This is a genomic window from Dactylosporangium fulvum (assembly GCF_025137375.1).
GTDB lineage: Bacteria > Actinomycetota > Actinomycetes > Mycobacteriales > Micromonosporaceae > Dactylosporangium > Dactylosporangium fulvum.
In genome coordinates this window covers 9736790-9753534 of the sequence record NZ_CP073720.1, presented here as the reverse complement: position 1 = coordinate 9753534, position 16745 = coordinate 9736790, and the positions used below count along the sequence as shown (strand labels likewise).

The 16745-nt window shown below is 73.1% G+C and carries 14 protein-coding genes; 3 read left to right on the top strand and 11 right to left on the bottom strand.

The features are described 5' to 3' along the window. Positions 1-10: 10 nt before the first annotated feature. Both Dfulv_RS44945 and Dfulv_RS44940 read right to left on the bottom strand, forming a co-directional pair. Positions 11-1771, bottom strand: a complete 1761-nt coding sequence (locus Dfulv_RS44945; protein WP_259859912.1) for an ABC transporter ATP-binding protein — start codon at positions 1769-1771, stop codon at positions 11-13. After that, positions 1768-3441: an ABC transporter transmembrane domain-containing protein gene (locus tag Dfulv_RS44940; RefSeq protein WP_259859911.1), complete on the bottom strand. Its 1674-nt coding sequence runs from the start codon at positions 3439-3441 to the stop codon at positions 1768-1770. The genes Dfulv_RS44945 and Dfulv_RS44940 overlap by 4 nt, the downstream gene beginning before the upstream one ends. 114 nt (positions 3442-3555) lie before the next feature. Here Dfulv_RS44940 and Dfulv_RS44935 point away from each other — a divergent pair, with 114 nt between their 5' ends. Both Dfulv_RS44935 and Dfulv_RS44930 read left to right on the top strand, forming a co-directional pair. Further along, complete coding sequence (locus Dfulv_RS44935; RefSeq protein ID WP_259859910.1) at positions 3556-4341, top strand: AraC family transcriptional regulator; 786 nt, start codon at positions 3556-3558, stop codon at positions 4339-4341. Between the two features lie 97 nt (positions 4342-4438). Further along, positions 4439-5422 carry an ABC transporter substrate-binding protein gene (locus tag Dfulv_RS44930; RefSeq protein ID WP_259859909.1) on the top strand — a complete coding sequence of 328 codons (984 nt, stop codon included), beginning with the start codon at positions 4439-4441 and terminating at the stop codon, positions 5420-5422. 85 nt (positions 5423-5507) lie between these two features. Here the strand turns inward: Dfulv_RS44930 and Dfulv_RS44925 are convergent, their stop codons facing one another. The 4 genes from Dfulv_RS44925 to Dfulv_RS44910 form a co-directional block, all read right to left on the bottom strand. Next, complete coding sequence (locus Dfulv_RS44925; protein WP_259859908.1) at positions 5508-7721, bottom strand: transglycosylase domain-containing protein; 2214 nt, start codon at positions 7719-7721, stop codon at positions 5508-5510. 184 nt (positions 7722-7905) lie between these two features. Next, complete coding sequence (locus Dfulv_RS44920) at positions 7906-8847, bottom strand: quinone oxidoreductase family protein (protein ID WP_259859907.1); 942 nt, start codon at positions 8845-8847, stop codon at positions 7906-7908. Between the two features lie 126 nt (positions 8848-8973). Then, a complete protein-coding gene (gene nhaA / locus Dfulv_RS44915) occupies positions 8974-10848 on the bottom strand; it encodes a Na+/H+ antiporter NhaA (RefSeq protein WP_319805736.1) in 1875 nt (624 codons plus the stop codon). Between the two features lie 136 nt (positions 10849-10984). Then, entirely contained in the window at positions 10985-11392 is a 408-nt protein-coding gene (locus tag Dfulv_RS44910; protein ID WP_259859906.1) for a four-helix bundle copper-binding protein, read from the bottom strand. 87 nt (positions 11393-11479) lie between these two features. On the opposite strand from Dfulv_RS44910, the gene Dfulv_RS44905 reads away from it, so the two are divergent. After that, complete coding sequence (locus Dfulv_RS44905) at positions 11480-12025, top strand: GNAT family N-acetyltransferase (protein WP_259859905.1); 546 nt, start codon at positions 11480-11482, stop codon at positions 12023-12025. A 9-nt stretch (positions 12026-12034) separates the two neighbouring features. Here the strand turns inward: Dfulv_RS44905 and Dfulv_RS44900 are convergent, their stop codons facing one another. From Dfulv_RS44900 to Dfulv_RS44880, 5 genes are all read right to left on the bottom strand, one after another. After that, positions 12035-14224: an FtsX-like permease family protein gene (locus Dfulv_RS44900; RefSeq protein WP_259859904.1), complete on the bottom strand. Its 2190-nt coding sequence runs from the start codon at positions 14222-14224 to the stop codon at positions 12035-12037. Between the two features lie 26 nt (positions 14225-14250). Beyond that, a complete protein-coding gene (locus Dfulv_RS44895; RefSeq protein ID WP_259859903.1) occupies positions 14251-14922 on the bottom strand; it encodes an ABC transporter ATP-binding protein in 672 nt (223 codons plus the stop codon). Next, complete coding sequence (locus Dfulv_RS44890) at positions 14919-15443, bottom strand: PadR family transcriptional regulator (RefSeq protein ID WP_259859902.1); 525 nt, start codon at positions 15441-15443, stop codon at positions 14919-14921. The genes Dfulv_RS44895 and Dfulv_RS44890 overlap by 4 nt, the downstream gene beginning before the upstream one ends. 85 nt (positions 15444-15528) lie before the next feature. Next, positions 15529-15963, bottom strand: coding sequence for a hypothetical protein (locus Dfulv_RS44885; protein WP_259859901.1), 435 nt, complete (start codon positions 15961-15963; stop codon positions 15529-15531). Positions 15964-16014: 51 nt separating this feature from the next. After that, positions 16015-16734: an RluA family pseudouridine synthase gene (locus tag Dfulv_RS44880; RefSeq protein ID WP_259859900.1), complete on the bottom strand. Its 720-nt coding sequence runs from the start codon at positions 16732-16734 to the stop codon at positions 16015-16017. Positions 16735-16745: the final 11 nt, after the last annotated feature.

The following is a 16745-nucleotide window of genomic DNA, read 5'->3' as shown; positions in this document are numbered from 1 at the left end:
ATCGCCGGCTTCACCAGGATCCTGACGAAGTACCGCGGCCGAGCGACCACGCGGCCCAGAGGCGGGCGTAAGGCCCCTGCGCCGCGATCAGGTCGGCGTGGGTGCCGTGCTCGACGACCCGGCCGGCGTCCATGACGAGGATCGTGCCGGCGCCCGCGGCCTGCGACAGGCGGTGGGCGACGATCACGGCGGTGCGACCGCGCAGGACGGCCTCGGCGGCCCGATCCAGGGCGCGGGCGGCGTCGCTGCCACCCTCGGCGGTGGCCTCGTCGAGCACCACGACCGCCGGGTCGAGCAGCACCACCCGGGCCAGGGCGAGCTGCTGGGCCTGGCTCGGGGTCAGCGCGTGGCCGCCGCTGCCCACAAGGCAGTCCGCGCCGGCGGGCAGCGCGGCGACCCAGCCGGCGCCGACCGCGTCGAGGGCGGCGGCGACCTGCTCGGCGGTGGCGTCCGGCCGGGCCAGGCGCACGTTGTCGGCGATCGTGCCGGCGAACAGGTGCGTCTCCTGGGTGACCAGCGCGACGGCGCGGCCCGGGCCGCCGGGGGCGGTGATCCGGCCGGCGCGTGGCCGGCGCAGGCCGGCCAGCAGTGAGGCCAGGCTGGACTTGCCCGACCCGCTGGCGCCGACTACCGCCACGTGCTGGCCGGGCGGGACGCGCAGCGTGACGTCGTGCAGCACGTCCGGCCCGTCGCCGTAGCCGAACCGGACGCCGTCGGCCGCCAGCTCGCGCTGCGGCAGCGTTTCGCCGTGATCGGGGCCGCGAGCCGGCCCGGGCGCGGCCCGGGTGATGCCGACCAGGCGGCCCAGGCCGGCGATGGCCTGCTGGATCTCGTCGAAGACGCCGAGTGCCACGTTGATGGGGTCGAACAGCCGCGCGAAGAACAGCGCGGCCGTGGTGGCCGCACCGATGCCGGCCAGGCCGGACCGGACGAGGAGGTACGCCACGAGCAGGATCGCGCCGAGGCCGACGAACTCCGCGACGTTGAGCCGGCCGTAGAAGCGAGTGGCCACCCTGACGGCACGCAGCTCGTACTCCATCGACGCCTGCGACGCGGCCGCGATGCGGTCCCGCTGCCGCCGGCCGAGGCCCAGCGCCCGCAGGGTGGGCAGCGCGGTGAAGCCGGCGAGCAGCGCCGCGGCGCGGCGCCCGTCCGCCGCCCGGCCCTCGGCGTAGATCGGCCGGGACGTGCGCAGATACCAGCGCAGGGCGGCTACCTGCAGCGGTAACGCCAGAAGGCCCGCCGCGGCGAAGCGCCAGTCGAGCACGGCCAGCCCGCCCAGGGTGGCCAGAATGGTCAGCCCGGCGCCGATGAACCGCCCGAGCACGCCCTGGACGACGTCGCCGACCTGCTCGACGTCGCCGGTGAGCCGAGCCACGAGGTCGCCGGTGCCGCCGGACTCGACGGCGTCGAGCGGCAGCCCGACCGCGGCGGCGAGCGCGCGTTCCCGCAGTTGTCCGAGGGCGGGCAGCACAACGCGGGCGAGCAGCACGGTGCCGGCCCAGGTGGTGACCGCGGCGGCGAGCGCGGCGACGGCGAGCAGCGCCACGGGCACGGCGAGGGCCCCGGCACCCCGGCGGTCGGCGATGGCCTGCGCGATCTGCCCGATCGCGGCCGGGCCGGCGAGCCCCACGGCGCTGCCGGCGAGCAGGACCGCGACGGCGGCGAGCAGCGCACCGCGGCGGCCCCACAGCAGTGCGCGAACCTCCCGGCGGACCTGCGCGGCGGTGGCGACCGGCAGCAGCACCGGCTCGGTTGCGGCGCCGCTCATCGCTGTGCACCGCCGCCCGGGGTTCCGGCTCCGGCGTAGGCCGTCCCCGTCGCAGCCGGCGCCGGCCCGTCGAGCCGGATGATCCGGTCGCAGCGGGACAGCCAGGCCGGGCTGGTGGTGACCACCAGCGTGGCCCGTCCGGCCCGCAGCGCGCGGACCCGCTCGGCGATCTGGTCCTCGGTGACCGCGTCGACCGCGGTGGTCGGATCGTGCAGGACGAGCAGCGGCGGGTCGGCGGCGAGAGCGCGGGCGAGGGCCACCCGCTGTCGCTGGCCGCCGGACAGGGCCTCGCCCCGGTCGCCGACCGCCGTACGGTCACCGTGGGCGGCGACGTCGAGCACCTGGTCGGCGCGGGCGGCCTCGGCCGCGGCCCGCACCGCGTCGGCGTCGGTGCACAGCGCCCCGAGATTGTCGGCGATGCTGCCGGGCAGCAGCACGGCGTCGTGCGGCGAAACCAGCACGCAGGCCCGCAGCGGCGCGACGGCGTACATGCGGAGGTCCCGGCCGGCGAGCAGGATCCGCCCGGCCTCCGGGTCGCGTTCGCGGGCCAGCAGGGCCGGTATGGCGGCCGCAGCGGCGGAGTCGGCGCAGACCAGGCCGGTCAGGCCCGCCGGGGCGGTCTCGGCGTGCAGCGGCGCGCCGACGCCGGGGATCGCGACGCCGTCGAACCGCACCACCGGGGCCTCCCCGGGTGCCGGCTCGGCCGTGCCGCCGGTGACGGCGGGGGGCGCCACGAGCACCTCGTGGACGCGGGTCGCGGAGGCGGCCGCCCGGGCGTACGCTCCCGCGGCCTCGGCCAGGACCTGCATGGGGCCGATGACGAACTGGGCCAGACCGAGCGCGGACACCAGCGCGCCGAGGCCGAGGCGGCCGGAGAGGGCCAGCCAGCCGCCGACGCCGGCGACGACGGTGAGGTACAGGCCGCTGAGCAGCACCCCGACCGCGGACAGCACGGCGGCCGAGGAGATAGCGTGCCGGGCGGCCCGCACCGCCTGCCGGCTGACCTCGGCGTACTCGGCGGCGGCGCCGTGCTCGGCCCCGATGCCCTTGAGCACCCGCAGGCCGCGGACGGTGTCCTCGGCCAGCGCGGTAGCGCGGGCCTGCGCATGCTGCTCGGCGTGGCTGCGCGCGCGCAGCAGCCGGCCCGCCCCGTGCTCCGCCGCGATCAGCACGACCGCGCCGACCAAGCTGATCACGCCGAGCAGGACGGAGAAGTGCAGCAGCAGGACCACCGAGACGAGCAGGACCACGCCGGCCGCGACGGCACTGGCCGCCATCCCGGCGTAGGCGCCGACCCGGGTGGTGTCGCTGGCGGCCCGGCTGAGCAGGTCGCCGGGCGTGTTGGCGACGCCGCCGGCCGGCTGCACCACGCGGTCGGCCAGCCACATCCGCACGGTGTGGCCGGAGTGCTGCTTGGCCCGCATGGCGGCGCGCGCCCCGAACCGGTAGGACATGGACAGCAGCGCGAAGTCGGCCGCCAGGACCGCGAGCCAGGCCGCGATCGACGCGGGGCTGCCGTGGTCGACCGCGCGGCTCACGGTCGCCCCGATGATCACCGGTACCATCGCCTCCCCGAGCTGGTGTGCGCTGTAGAGCACGGCGGCGCTGACGAGGTTGCGCCGGCGGGACCACAGCGCGGCCCGGAGCAGGTGACCAGGGGCAGTCATCATGGTCGCTACGTTAGGCTTACCTAAGTTTGACGTAAACGACGTAACGCGCCAACCGGTGTCGGCTGTTCGCCAACGCCCGGGTGGCACGGCGTGGGCGAGGGGTGTGAGCGAGCCATGGCGGTCCGGGGCGGCGCGATCGGGCTGGCCCGCTTCGACATGACGCGGGGGCAGCGCTTCGAGCACCACGTGCACCGCGAGCACCAGGTGGTGTGGGCGCCGGCCGGGGTGCTCATGGTCGACGTCGCCGACCGGTACTGGGTGCTGCCGCCCGCCCTGGCGCTGTGGATCCCCGGCGGGGTCCGGCACGCGACGATCGCACTGCGGACGTCGGTGATGCAGGGCATCTATCTCGAGCCGGACAACTGCCCCCTGGCCTGGCGCGAGCCGACCGTCATGGCCGTTTCGCCGCTGGCCCGCAACCTGATCGAGTACCTCGCCGGCGACCTCGGCGACCCGGCTCGCTCGCACGCCGAGACGGTCCTGCTGGAGGTCCTGCATCCGGTCGCGAAGGCCGCGATCGAGCTGCCGCTGCCGAGCGACGAGCGGGCCCGGGACGTCGCGCACCTGTTGCTGGCCGACCCGACCGACCACCGCAGCCTGGACGAGCTGGCCCGGGTGGCCCGCTCGAGCCCGCGCACGCTGCTGCGGCTGTTCCTGACCGAGACGGGGCTGACCTTCGCCCAGTGGCGGGCCCACGCGCGGCTGCAGGCGTCGATCGCGCTGCTGGCCGAGGGGCAGCCGGTGGCCCGGGTAGCGCCGCAGGTCGGCTACGCCACGGCGAGCGCGTTCGTGGCCGCCTTCCGACGCGTGACCGGGCACACGCCGGCCGCGTACTTCTCCCGCCTGCCGGGCCCGCACGGCGACGCCCCGGTGGCGGATCGGCGCGATCCCGGCGAGTAGGCGACATCACCTGGCGCGGGGCGATCTTGCCGGGCGCGGCGCACGACTCCTAGCCTGACGTTAGGTAAGCCTAAGCTAAATAACAGGGAGTCATGCGATGGGCAACGCCCCCACCGTACTTACCCGCCGCGGCCTGCTCGCCGGCGGCCTAGGCGCGGCCACCCTGCTCGGCCTCGCCGCGTGCGGCTCCTCGGACACGCCGTCCCCGGCCGGGGGCTCCCAGGCGGCGGCCGGCACCCGGAAGATCGACACGGCGAAGGGCACCATCGAGGTGCCGGCCCAGCCCGCCCGCGTGGTGACGATTCAGCCGTCGGCCACGGCGAGCCTCTACGACCTCGGGGTGAGCCCGGTCGGGGTGTACGACCAGGGCGCGGAGTACATCTCGCCGCGGTACCGGGACCGCTGGAGCGCCGCCACCAAGATCGGCAACGCGGGCCAGATCGACCTCGAGAAGGTCGCGGCGCTGCGGCCCGACCTGATCATCGGCGTCGACTTCCCGTGGAACACCAAGGTGTACGACCAGCTGACCGCTCTCGCCCCGACGGTGATCACGCCAACCACATGGCGGGCCACCGCCCGCGTCGCGGCGGACGCGGTGAACCGGCTCGGCCGCGTGAGCGAACTGGAGCAGCAGATGACCACGCGGGCCGACACGATCAAGTCCACCTACGCCGCCGTGCTCGGCCGCTTCCGCTGGGCGATCCTGCAGGGCGGCTTCGACCAGGGGCAGTTCTGGGTGTACGGCCCGGGCTCCGACGCCGGCACGATCCTGGCCGCCGCGGGCGTGCAGTTCGCCACCGCGAGCGCCGGCGTGTCGGGCAGCGGCAACCAGCCGTTCTCCTATGAGCGCATCGACGCCCTGGCGGACGCCGATGTGATCGGGTTCTACACCGGCTACGACGGCAAGCCGAACAACGAGGGTCCGAAGCTGTTCGCCCAGCCGGCCTTCAACGCCCTGCGGGCGGTCAAGGCGGGCCGCCTGGTGCCGATCCCCGACTTCCTGCCGGGCGGCTACGGCGACGCCCTCGCCGTCCTCGACGAACTCGAGACCGGGCTGCGCGAGCTGCAGTCCGCGGCCTGAGCCCAACGCGGTGGCCGCCCGCCATGTCCCGGTGTCACGCCGGTGGCAGGCAGCCGCCGCGGCTCAGGCGGTGCTCAGCTTCTGGTTAACGGATGCCGGTGCCGACCGCCTTGTCGCCGATGCCCACCGGCGGCGGGAAGGCGGCCTTCGGCATGGCGACCGCGGTGAGCGCGCCGTCGAGGAAGTCGCGCCAGATCGTGCCGGGCAGGGCGCCGCCGACAACGGACTGGCCGGCCTTGTCGACGAGCTTCTGCTCCTCGGCCCTGTTGCCGACCCAGACCGCAGCGGCGAGGCCGGGTGACTTGGCGGCCGGATCGTGGGCGGTGTAGCCGACCATCCAGGCGTGTGCGTTGTTGGTCGTCGAGCCCAGCTGCCACGTTCCGGTCTTGCCGGCGACCTGGCGCTGGTCGGCCATGGTCAGGTCGTACCGCTTGGGCACGCCCTGCAGCACGGCGTTGAGGTCGTCGGCCATCTGGTCGGTGAAGCCCGGGATGCGTGTGGGCTTGACGATCTCGCCAAAGGTCTTCTTGCCGCCGGTCCACACCTCCTTGAGGAAGTGCGTCCTGGCGGCGATGCCGCGGGCGGCGAACGTGGCCATGCCGCCGGCCTGGTCCAGCACGGTCACCGGATACTGGCCGAAGCCGACCTCGGTGTTGAAGTACTTCGGGTAGACGGCCTTGCCGTTGTTCTGCTCCAGGTCGACCTTGTGCGAGACGCGGTCGACGGTCGCCCACATGTCGGTGATGCCCGCGGCACGCGCCGTGTCGATGACCTTGTCCGGGCCGATCGTCTCGGTGAGCGCGTAGAACGGCACGTTGAGCGACATGACGGTGACCTCCTCCAGCGTGCACCACCGCCCGGAGCCGGACTTGCACCTCGGCGAGGTCGCGCTGCCCTCGCCCGCGTTTGTCACCGGGTTGCCCTGCCGGAACGTGCGGCCGCTCTTCGGGAACTCCTGCGGCGACTCGCCGTTCCAGGCGGAGTCGGTGCGGTATCCGGCCATGAGGCCGGCCGCGAGGGTATAGACGCTGAACGTGGAGCCGGGCGGGTGGCCGCCGCAGCACGAGTCCTTGCCGTCGCCGAGGACGGGGTCGTTGTAGTAGGCGGCGTAGTCGCCGCTGTTGCCGTTGTCGCCGCCGTAGTACGCCTTGACCGCGCCGGTGCCGGGCTCCACGGCGACGAGGGCCGCCTGCAGGTTGTTCGGCTGGCCGTCCATGGTCGACGCCGGATTGCGCGACGCCGTCCGCACCGCGATCTGCTGGATGGTCTGGTCCACCGTTGTCACGATCTTCAGGCCGCCGTTGCGGATCCGATCGAAGTTCTTCTTGCCGTCGGGGTCGGTGTCCTCGTAGAGCAACTTCCCGGTCGTCGGGTCGGTGAGCGCGGCGACCTCGCCGAGGACGTGGTGCACGATCAGTCCTTCGGGCTTGTTGATGCTGCCGTCGGTCTTGATCGCGTTGGCCCGGGTCTCGGCCGTGGTCAGGATCCTCGACGGGTAGGCGAGTCCGGCGGCGGGCAGGAAGCCGAGCTCGACCATCTCGCCCTCGATGGCGGCGAACCGGTTTTTGGCCTGCGCGGCGTCCACGGTCGGGTCGAACGGGCTGCCCTTGCCGTCGTCGCCGGGGTTGCGGATGATCCCGGCGAGGACGATGCCCTCGGCGGTGGTCAGGTCCTTCGCGTCCTTGCCGAAGTACGCCTGCGCCGCGGCCTGGATGCCGTGCGCGCCGCGGCCGAAGTTGGTGATGTTGAGGTACATCTCCAGGATCTTGGACTTGTCGTACTGCCGATTCAGCTTCATCGCGATCACCGCCTCGCGCGCCTTCCGCGAGTACGTCATGCCCTCCAGTTCGGCCCACTGCTGGGCGTACTGCTGGCTGATCGTCGAGGCGTCCCGCCATTCCTCGGCCGTGGAGTTCCACGCGACCCGGGCGAGGTTGCCGTAGTCGATGCCGTCGTTGGTGTAGAAGCCGGGGTCCTCCGCGGCGACGACCGCCTGCTGCACGCCCGCCGGGACCTGGTCGAGCGTGATCACCGTGCGGTTCGTGTCGCCGATGCGGGCCAGCGGGGTCACGCCGTCGGCGTAATAGATCGTGGTCGACTGCTCCATGCTGATGTCCTCGGGCAGCTCGACCTGGTCGAAGTAGTAGGTGCCGGCTACCGCGCCGACGCCGGCGATCACGACGAACGTCAGGGCCGACACCAGGAGGACCTTCCGCCAGCGGCGCCTCCCCGGCTTGGGGGGCTCCGGCGGCTGCACGGAAGCGTCGGCAGGGGCTTCGTCGTTGTCGATGTCTGCCACCGGGTAACCGTACAGACAAAAGCCGAGACGCGTGGTCCGGCTCCCGGCGTTCCCTCAGCGCTGACAACACGAATCCCCGTCAGCGGCTTGCCGCCTCGCGGGACGGAACCGGCGGCGGTGTTGCGGGCGGTCGTGGTTGCGGCGGAGGCAGGGCCGATCTTGCGAACCCTGTCCTGTGCGGCGGCTACGGTGTCAGGACCAGCCTGGCGTGAGCGCCGTGCTGTTCCTGTTCCCAGGCGCTGGCGACCTCGGCCAGCGGTAGCCGGATCACGTCGACGGCGATCTCACCGCGGGCGGCGCGCTCGGTGAGGTGCCAGTATGCGTCGCGTCGCGCCTGCAGCGGGGCGCGGAAGACCACAAACCCGAGGATCTCCAGTTCGGCGGCGCGGATCACCGTCGCGGGGAGGTCGAGGGTGGGGCTGGTGGAGGCGCCGATCTGGACGTGCCGTGCCCCGGGTGTGGCGGCCTGCATGGCCGCCAGGGCCGGTTCGCCCCACAGCGGGTCGATGATGACGTCGATTCCGTGCTCGCCGGCCGCCTGCCGGAAGGCGGACGGCAGGTCGGCGCCGGGGGCGAGGACCACTGCGGCGTCCGCGCCGTGCTGCCGTGCCCACTTCAGGCGGTCCGGGTTGCGGGCGGCGGCGATCACGTGGGAGGCGCCCAGGGCCTTGGCGGCTTGGACCGCGACGGACCCCACCGCGCCGGTCGCGCCGAGGACGAGCACCGATTCGCCCGGCTGCAGCCTGGCGCGCCAGCTCAGGGCGAGCCATGCGGCCAGGCCGGTGTTGCCCAGCGCGGCCGCGGTGGCGTCGTCCACACCGGCGGCCACGTCGAGCAGGTCGGTCTCGGGTACCAGGGTCCGCTGGGCACAGGACCCGTACGGCGCCACCGGGGCGTCGAAGTAGACGCGACGGCCGTGGGCCGTCCGGCCGACCCCGTCGGACCCCACCACGGACGGAACCGGAGGTGGCCCGGTGTAGAACGAGCCGGAAGCCTTGGCCAGGTCAAGGAGGTTCACGCCGGCGGCCGCCACGTCCACCACGATCTGACCCTCGCCGGGTTCGGGCTCGGCGAAGTCCCCGAAACGCGGCGGGACACCCACGTCGTCGAGTACCGCGGCCTTCATGCTTCCACCGTAATTCCGCCGTGGGCGCCCAGCAGGCGGAGCGACGGGTGAGCCGAAGGCTGCGGCGCCTCCCCGGTATCCCGTCTCCGCCGCCGAGACGACCCCGAAGCGCTGGTGCAGGCCGCCTCACGTGTGTGACGAGCCCGCGAGGTGGGCACGCACCCGGGCGACCTTGACCGCCTGGGTCAGCGTTTCGATGTCGTACGCCCCGTAGTGCCGCTGCCCGTTGATGAAGAACGTCGGCGTGCCGCTCACCCCGCTGAGGTCCGCCGACTCCAGGTCCTGGGCCACCTGCGCCTCGTGGACGTGCCGTTTCAGGTCGTCGTGGAACTGGTCCTCGTCGAGGCCGAGTTCCCTCGCGTAGCGCATCAGGTCCGGCGGGCGCAGCTCGTCCTGGTGGGCCAGCAGCAGGTCGTGCATCGCCCAGAACTCGCCCTGCGCCGCCGCGGCCTCGGCCGCCTCGGCGGCCAGCTGCGCCTGCGGGTGGACGTCGCTCAGCGGCAGGTGCCGCCAGACGTACCGCAGGTCGGTGTCGGCCAGCAGTTCCCGGACGGCCGGTTCGGCGCGGCCGCAGTACGGGCACTGGAAGTCGCCGTACTCCACCACGGTCACCGACGCCGCCGAAGCGCCGCGGACGTGGTCGTGCTCCGGGTCGACGGGCGGGATCAGGTCGATCAGCTGCTCCACGTCGCCCAGGAGCGCACGGGCGCGCTTGTGTTTCGGCAGGAGCGCCGTCACGCGGTACACCGTCCACGTCAAGAGCGACGCGAGCACCGCCGCGACCAGGACGCCCAGCTTGGCCTCGGCGAGTTCCTCCGGCCGGCTGCGGAACGCGAGGCTCGCGATGAGCAGCGCCACCGTGAACCCGATCCCGGCGATCGTCCCGCTGCCCAGGACCGCCGCCCAGCCGATCGCCGGGCGGATCCGCCCGGCGGACGCGGTCGCCAGCAGCCACGACATCCCGGTGACGGCGAGTGGCTTGCCGACGACGTATCCCACGACCACGCCGAGCGTCACCGGTGAGGTGACGGCGCGTTCGAGGAACGACCCGCTGATGACGATGCCCGCGTTGGCGAGGCCGAAGAGCGGCACGATCAGGTAGCTGCTCCACGGGTGGTACATCCGCTGCAGCCGGTCGTTGGGCGACAACGTCTGGGTGAGGCCGATCGTCGCGGTGCGTGCCAGCTCGGGCGTCGGCTGCTCGCGGAACAGCTTGAACAGCCCGCTGGCGGCCTCCAGCGCGGTGCGCACCGGCGTGTACGCGGTCGCGGTGAGGCCGATCGCGAGCCCGGCCACGACCGGGTCGACGCCGCTGGCCAGCAGCAGGCCCCACAGCAGGATCGCCAGTGGCGCGTAGACCACGCCGCGCCGCACCCCCAGCGCGCGCAGCCCGAGCATCGCGGCGAACGCGGCGACCGCCAGCAGCAGCGGTGTCAGCACGACGTGTTCGGAGTAGGCGACGGCGATCACGACCAGCGCGGCGAGATCGTCGACGACGAAGACGGTGAGCAGGAAGACCCGCACCTGCTCGGGCACACCCCGGCCGAGCAGGGCGAGCAGGCCGAGTGCGAGCGCGGTGTCGGTGGACATCGCGACGCCCCAGCCGCGGGCGTCGGGCCCGCCGCCGGTGAAGGCCAGGTAGATCCCGACCGGAATGATCATGCCGGTGATCCCGGCGAGGAACGGCAGCAGGAACCGGCGTCGGTCACGCAGGTCGCCCAGGTCGAACTCGCGCCGCGCCTCCAACCCGACGACCAGGAAGAACAGGGTCATCAGGCCGCTGTTGACCCACGTGCGCAGGTCGTGTGCGATCGCCATGTCGCCGAGCCGCAGCGACAGTTCGGTGTCCCAGAAGGATTCGTACGACCTGTCGTCGACGTTCGCCCACACGAGCGCGACGACGATCGCCGCCACCAGTACGCCGGCGCTGCCCGACTCGGTGCGGACGAACGCGCGCAGCGGCGCGGTCACGTCGCGCGTCCGGAGGGTGCGCCCACCCATGCCGTCGGCCATATCGGCAAAGCCTATGCCGCCGACCGTGGTTCACCCGGCGGCGCGAGGCGGAGGTACGGCGGCCGGGCTCCGGACTGCCGCAGAGCCCGCCGCCGCCTGTTCAGAGCGTTGCGACCCGACGGGATCAGCGCAGCGCGGACAGCATGTCCCGGCACGCCTGCTCGCAGCGTCGGCAGGACTCGGCGCAGATGCGGCAGTGCTGGTGCATCGCGGCGTGTTTCGTGCACTCGTCCGCGCAGACCCGGCAGGCCACCGCGCACGCCTCGAGCTGGGCCCGGACGAGGTTGACGTCGAAGCCCGTCTGCCGGGTCAGCACCCGCGCGGTCGCCGTGCAGATGTCCGCGCAGTCGAGGTCGAGCCGGGCGCATCGCACGAGGCGTTCGACCATCTCCTCGCCGAGGCAGGCGTCGGCGCAAGCGGTGCACGTCTCGGCGCAGCTGGTGATCGCGTCGAGAGCGGTCGCCAGCATGGCCCGGTCGATGATCGTAGGCTGCGGGTAGGTCTCGAGCATCGGTGTCATGGTGGTCGTCACGAGGGACCTCCAATTCGGTTGGCCGGACTTCCGCCCTGTGGCTACCCGGCGGCCGCTCGTTCAAGCCGCCGGGCGGACAATCGCATCGTGACCGCGACCGTTGTTCATGTGTTGCACACCGCCGACCTGGGGCCGCACCGGCGCCGGGAGGTCAGGGCGCTGCTGGACCGGGCCTTCGACGGCGAGTTCGAGGACACCGACTGGGAGCACGCCCTCGGCGGCCTGCACGCCGTGATCGTCGAGGCGGACCGGGTGGTCGCCCACGCCGCCCTCGTCCAGCGGCGGCTCTTCTACCGGGGCAGAGCCCTGCGCACCGGTTACGTCGAGGCGCTCGCGGTCGAGGAGGAGCGGCGCGGGCGAGGCTATGCCCGGCTGGTGATGGCCGAGCTGGAGCGGGTCGTCCGCGCCGCCTACGACCTCGGCGCACTCTCCGCCGCGGACGGCGTGGACGCGTTCTACCGCCGCCGCGGATGGCGGTTGTGGCAGGGGCCCACCTCGGTCCTGGCACCGGACGGGCTCACCCGCACGCCCGACGACGATGACAGCACCTACGTGCTGCCACCGGTCGACGGGCTCCGGCTCGACCTCACCGGGCCGATCGCCTGCGACTGGCGCGACGGCGACGTCTGGTAGGCCGGGCGATCACTCGTTCCGGGCCGTCTCCGGGCCGGTGATCCGGCGCAGCAGCGGCAGCGTGGAGGCGATGATCGCCAGCGACACCGCGATCCCGCCGACGACCAGCAGATAGAACGAGGCGCTCGGCGGGAGCAGCGTGTAGTCCAGCTGCGCCCGCAGGAACAGGTGCGCCGCCAGGAAGCCCATGCCGATCGCCACGGCGGCGGCGACCAGCAGCGGCACGACCGTCTCCAGGGCGACCACCCGGCGCAGCGTCCGCAGCTGGACCCCGGTGAGCCGCAGCATGCTGAACGGTCGCTTCCGGTCGCTGAGGCCGCTGGCCACGCTCACCGCCAGACTGCAGCCGGCGATCGGCAGGCTGCACAGCATGATCACGTTGGCCAGCTGCTGGAACTGCACGATGAGCTGGGCGGAGTTGGCCTCCCACTCACCGACGCTGGCCGGGAAGCGGCCCTGCGGCAACGCCTTGATCAGCACCGTCCGGGCACGCTCGAACGCGGACCGGCTGGTCGTGTCGACGACCACGGAGGCGATCGGCTGCTTGTCGACGTCGGCGGGCGCGACCGGCGCGGCCTCCCACTCGATCGACGAGTTGAGCGAAAACGCCCGTGGCCCGATGAGGTCCGGGAAGACCGCCACGACCTGCACGCCCGGCGCGCAGGTGCCGAACACCGCCAGGCGCTGCAGCTCGGCGCACGTGATGACCCCCGGCCAGCCGTCCTGGTCCGGGTTCTCGTGCACGATCGTCACGCTGCGCACGCCGGGGATCGCCCCCAGCTCGGCGGCCGGGATCTGGTCGGCGGTCGGAGCCGGGCCCTCCTCCGAGTAGAAGAGCTTCGCCAGCGACGTCGCGGCCACCGAGTCCGTGCGCGGCTCGCCCCGGTTGGCGACGTACGTGGTGATCACCCCGCTCGCCACACTGGTCACGAACAGGGCCACGATCAGCCCGCTGACCGACCGGAAGCCCGCCCGCGGGTCGTCCGCGAGCCGCCGCCCGGCGATGAGGGTGGCGGGCCGGCTCGCGCGTCCGGCCAGCACCCGGGCCCCGGCCATGGTCAGCCACGGCCCGGCCAGCACCAGCCCGATCAGGATCAGGACGAACCCGCTCAGGTACGCGACGATCTGCTGGTTCGACGTGTCGGGCCGGCGGCCGATGAAGTACGTCAGCTCGGCGAGGCCGGCGGCCAGCGGGATCAGTCGCCAGGCGCGCGGCGGCTTGGGCGTCACCCGGCGGCTCACGCCCAGCGGCGAGATCTGCACCCGGCGCAGCGCCAGCCAGGCCGCCACGACGGCGCCGGCCGGGATGCCGAGCGCGACGACCAGCGTGTCGGCCATGCTGAGCGAGAGGTCAGCCGGGTAGAACGGGTCGCGGGTGAACGGGATCGTGGCGATCCCGGGGCGCAGCGCGAAGAACAGGGCGAACCCGGCCACGGTCCCGATCGCCGCGGCGAGCGTCGACTCGACCGCCGAGATCAGCGAGATCTGGCGCGGCGTGGCGCCGATCAGCCGCAGCGCCGCGAAGCGCTGCTCCCGGCGGGTGGCGGCGAGCCGGGTCGCGGTGCCGATGAACATGAGCACGGGGAAGAGCAGCGCGACCGCCACCACGGACAGCACGAGCGTCATGCTGTCGCGGTTGATCCCGACGACGCAGCCTTTGCAGTCGCTCGGGTCGGTCGTCATGATCTGCGTGACCCGCTTGGCCCCGAGCTGCTCCAGGTCGGCGGGGGTGCGGCCGATGACGATCAGCAGTGAGTCGGGGGAGGGCAGCGCGTCCCGGCCGATGACACCGACCTCGTGGCCGGGGAACCGGTCGCCGAGCTCGGCCGCCGGTGCGGTGCGCAGCAGCTCGGCCAGGGCGGGCGAGACGTAGAACTCGCCCGGGGCCGGCAGGCGGGGGATGCCCGGCGGGACCGGTGCGCCCGGGCCCAGGCCGGCGACCTCGACCCGGCCGATGGAGCCGCCGTGGTAGTAGTCCTCCCGGAGGCTCCACAGCAGCGGATCACCGGCGCCGGTGTCCGGTGCGACGGCGGTGTTGAGCCAGGCGTACCGCTGGTTCTGCGTGTCGACCGCGTTCATGCCGGCGACGGTCGCCATGAGCATGCCGACGCCGAGGGTCACCGCGGCGGCGATGATGATCAGCCGCGTGGCGGCCTCGCGCCCGCCGGCCAGGGACAGCCGCAGCCCGAACCGGATCATGCCGCCTCCGCTTCGCTCCGGAACGGTCATGAGTGCACCAGCGCGTTCACCTTGCCGTCGCGCACGATGACCTGCCGGTCGGCGTATGCGGCGACTCGGGCCTCGTGGGTGACGAGCACGACGGTCGTGCCCTGGTCCCGGGCGGAGCCGACGAGGAGGTCCATGACCTGCTCGCCGGTGAGCGAGTCGAGGGCGCCGGTGGGCTCGTCGGCGAACAGCACACCCGGCCGCGCGACAAGACCCCGCGCGAGCGCGACCCGCTGCGCCTGCCCGCCGGACAGCTCACCGGACCGGCGCCGCTCCAGCCCCGCCAGCCCGAGCCGCTCGAACCACGGCCGGGCCTCCCGCAGCGCGGCCGCCCGCTTCACCCCGCCGAGCAGCAGCGGCAGGGCGACGTTCTCCTCCGCGGTCAGCTCCGGGACGAGCTGACCGAACTGGAACACGAACCCGAAGTGGTCGCGGCGCAGGACACTGCGCTCGTTCTCGTTCAGGGTGTCGATCCGGCGCCCGTCGAAGTGGATCTCACCCGCGCCGGGCACGAGGATGCCGGCCAGGCAGTGCAGCAGCGTAGACTTCCCCGAGCCGCTCGGGCCCATGATGGCGACGATCTCGCCCGGTGCCACCGACAGGGTCGCGCCGCGCAGCGCCGGGGTCTCCCCGAACGACAGGACGACGTCGCGCGCCTCGATCGCCTTCATCGCCGGACCACCTTCCGCAACGCGTCCAGCCGGGCGATCGTGGTGTCGATCCAGTGCAGGTCGGCCTCCAGGTGGAACAGCCCGTGGTCGGCCAGTAGCACGTCGACGAGGTTGCCGCCACGCTTGATGCCGGTGAGCTCCTGCATCCGCTTGAGGTGTGCGGCCCGCTGCGCGTCGAGGTAATCCTCGGCGGGCCGGCCCAGCATCAGCGAGAGTACGACCTTGGTGAACAGGACCGTCTGCAGGTTGGGCTCGGCCTCCACCGGCTCGGTCAGCCAGGCGTCGACCTCGGTCGCGCCGAGCTCGGTGATGACGTATCGCTTCCGTTCCGGCCCGACACCCGGCTCGACCTCGCCGATCACGATCTTGCCGTCGCGGGCGAGCCGGCCGAGGGTGGAGTAGACCTGCCCGAACGGCAGCGGCTTGCCCCTGCTGAAGAAGGTGTCGTAGTCGCGCTTCAGGTCATAGCCGTGGCTGGGCTCGCGCTCCAGCAGGCCGAGGAGAGTCAGTGGCACGCTCATGCCAGGGACCATACCCTGAGCGTATACCCCGCATATATATCTCCGGCGTATATCGACCGGCCTACCACGCCCGGCAAGACGGTCGTCAGAGTTCGTACGACAGCACCCGGCGCAGGGCGGTGAGCACGTCCCGGTCGCCGAAGCGGGCGGCCGCGCGCTCCTCGGCCCTCCGGAGCGTGCGGGCCAGCTCGTTCGCGGGCGCTCGCCGCACCGTCGCGATCAGCCACGCCTCGAGCAGCGTCACGTCGTCGGGGAGCACGAGGTCCTCGTCGGTCGGCACCGGGCGCTCGTGGTCGCCGGGGGACGGCAGGGGCTCACCCGCCGACGCGTAGCGGCCCGGCGGCATCCCCACCCGGTAGGGGTGCACGCAGGTCGGGGCGCCGGTGACCCGGTGGACCCGCCAGCCGAGGCCGGGGTCGTAGCGGGTGTCCTGGCGCGGCCGGTCGGTGACGTCGAACGCGCCGACCGCCAGCGCCTGTGCCGGGCAGGCCACACAGGTAGCGTCCCTGAGATCCGTCATGCGTCCTCCGCTTCGCACCTGCTGTTTCCTCCGGTGTGCCGGCCTCCGCGGTCAGGGCAGCGCCGCCAACCCGGTCGGGGCCAGGAACTCCGCGTCGGGCGGGGCCTCCACGGTGATCCGCTTCCCGGCCAGGTCGAACGCCAGCCGCCAAGAGTGCAGGTGCGTGCGGCCGGTGGCGGCCTTGTCGAACAGCGGGTCGTTGAGGATCGGGTGGCCGATCCACGCCAGGTGGACCCGGATCTGGTGCCGGCGGCCGGTCAGCGGGTTGGCCTCCAGCAGCGCGACGTCGTCCGTCTCGGCGTGGACCCGGAAGTCGGTCACCGACGGATACGTCGGCACCTGGCCGAACACCGCCTCCGGCGGTACGGTCCAGGTGGCGACGGGTGACGCGGTAAGGTCGGCCTGGATGCTCTCCCGGGGTGCGGCGATCCGCACGCGGTTCTTGCGCCCGACGCTGAGCGGCAGGTCGATCCGGCCGTGGCCGGGCAGTCCACCCGGCCGGGTGACCGCCAGATAGGCCTTGTCGACGGTCCGCTTGTTGAACTGCCGGGTCAGCCCCCCGTGGACCGACAGGTCCTTCGCGAAGAGCACGACCCCGGAGGTGACCTTGTCGATGCGGTGGACCGGAAAGAGCTTCTCGCCGGCCTCGTCGGCCATGCGCACCAGGTCGGACTCGTGCCGCTCACCCATCACCGAGACGCCGACCGGCTTGTCCAGCACCAGGATCCCGTCGTCCTCCAGGATCACGCGCTTGCGAAACTCCGCCCACATCGCCCTAACAT

Excerpts from the sequence above, each read along its gene's own strand:
- Dfulv_RS44930 (WP_259859909.1), top strand. The coding sequence starts at position 4,439 with ATGGGCAACGCCCCCACCGTACTTACCCGCCGCGGCCTGCTCGCCGGC.
- Dfulv_RS44895 (WP_259859903.1), bottom strand. The coding sequence starts at position 14,922 with ATGAAGGCGATCGAGGCGCGCGACGTCGTCCTGTCGTTCGGGGAGACC.
- Dfulv_RS44900 (WP_259859904.1), bottom strand. The coding sequence starts at position 14,224 with ATGATCCGGTTCGGGCTGCGGCTGTCCCTGGCCGGCGGGCGCGAGGCC.
- Dfulv_RS44880 (WP_259859900.1), bottom strand. The coding sequence starts at position 16,734 with ATGTGGGCGGAGTTTCGCAAGCGCGTGATCCTGGAGGACGACGGGATC.
- Dfulv_RS44890 (WP_259859902.1), bottom strand. The coding sequence starts at position 15,443 with ATGAGCGTGCCACTGACTCTCCTCGGCCTGCTGGAGCGCGAGCCCAGC.
- Dfulv_RS44885 (WP_259859901.1), bottom strand. The coding sequence starts at position 15,963 with ATGACGGATCTCAGGGACGCTACCTGTGTGGCCTGCCCGGCACAGGCG.
- Dfulv_RS44935 (WP_259859910.1), top strand. The coding sequence starts at position 3,556 with ATGGCGGTCCGGGGCGGCGCGATCGGGCTGGCCCGCTTCGACATGACG.
- Dfulv_RS44940 (WP_259859911.1), bottom strand. The coding sequence starts at position 3,441 with ATGATGACTGCCCCTGGTCACCTGCTCCGGGCCGCGCTGTGGTCCCGC.
- Dfulv_RS44945 (WP_259859912.1), bottom strand. The coding sequence starts at position 1,771 with ATGAGCGGCGCCGCAACCGAGCCGGTGCTGCTGCCGGTCGCCACCGCC.
- nhaA (WP_319805736.1), bottom strand. The coding sequence starts at position 10,848 with ATGGGTGGGCGCACCCTCCGGACGCGCGACGTGACCGCGCCGCTGCGC.
- Dfulv_RS44920 (WP_259859907.1), bottom strand. The coding sequence starts at position 8,847 with ATGAAGGCCGCGGTACTCGACGACGTGGGTGTCCCGCCGCGTTTCGGG.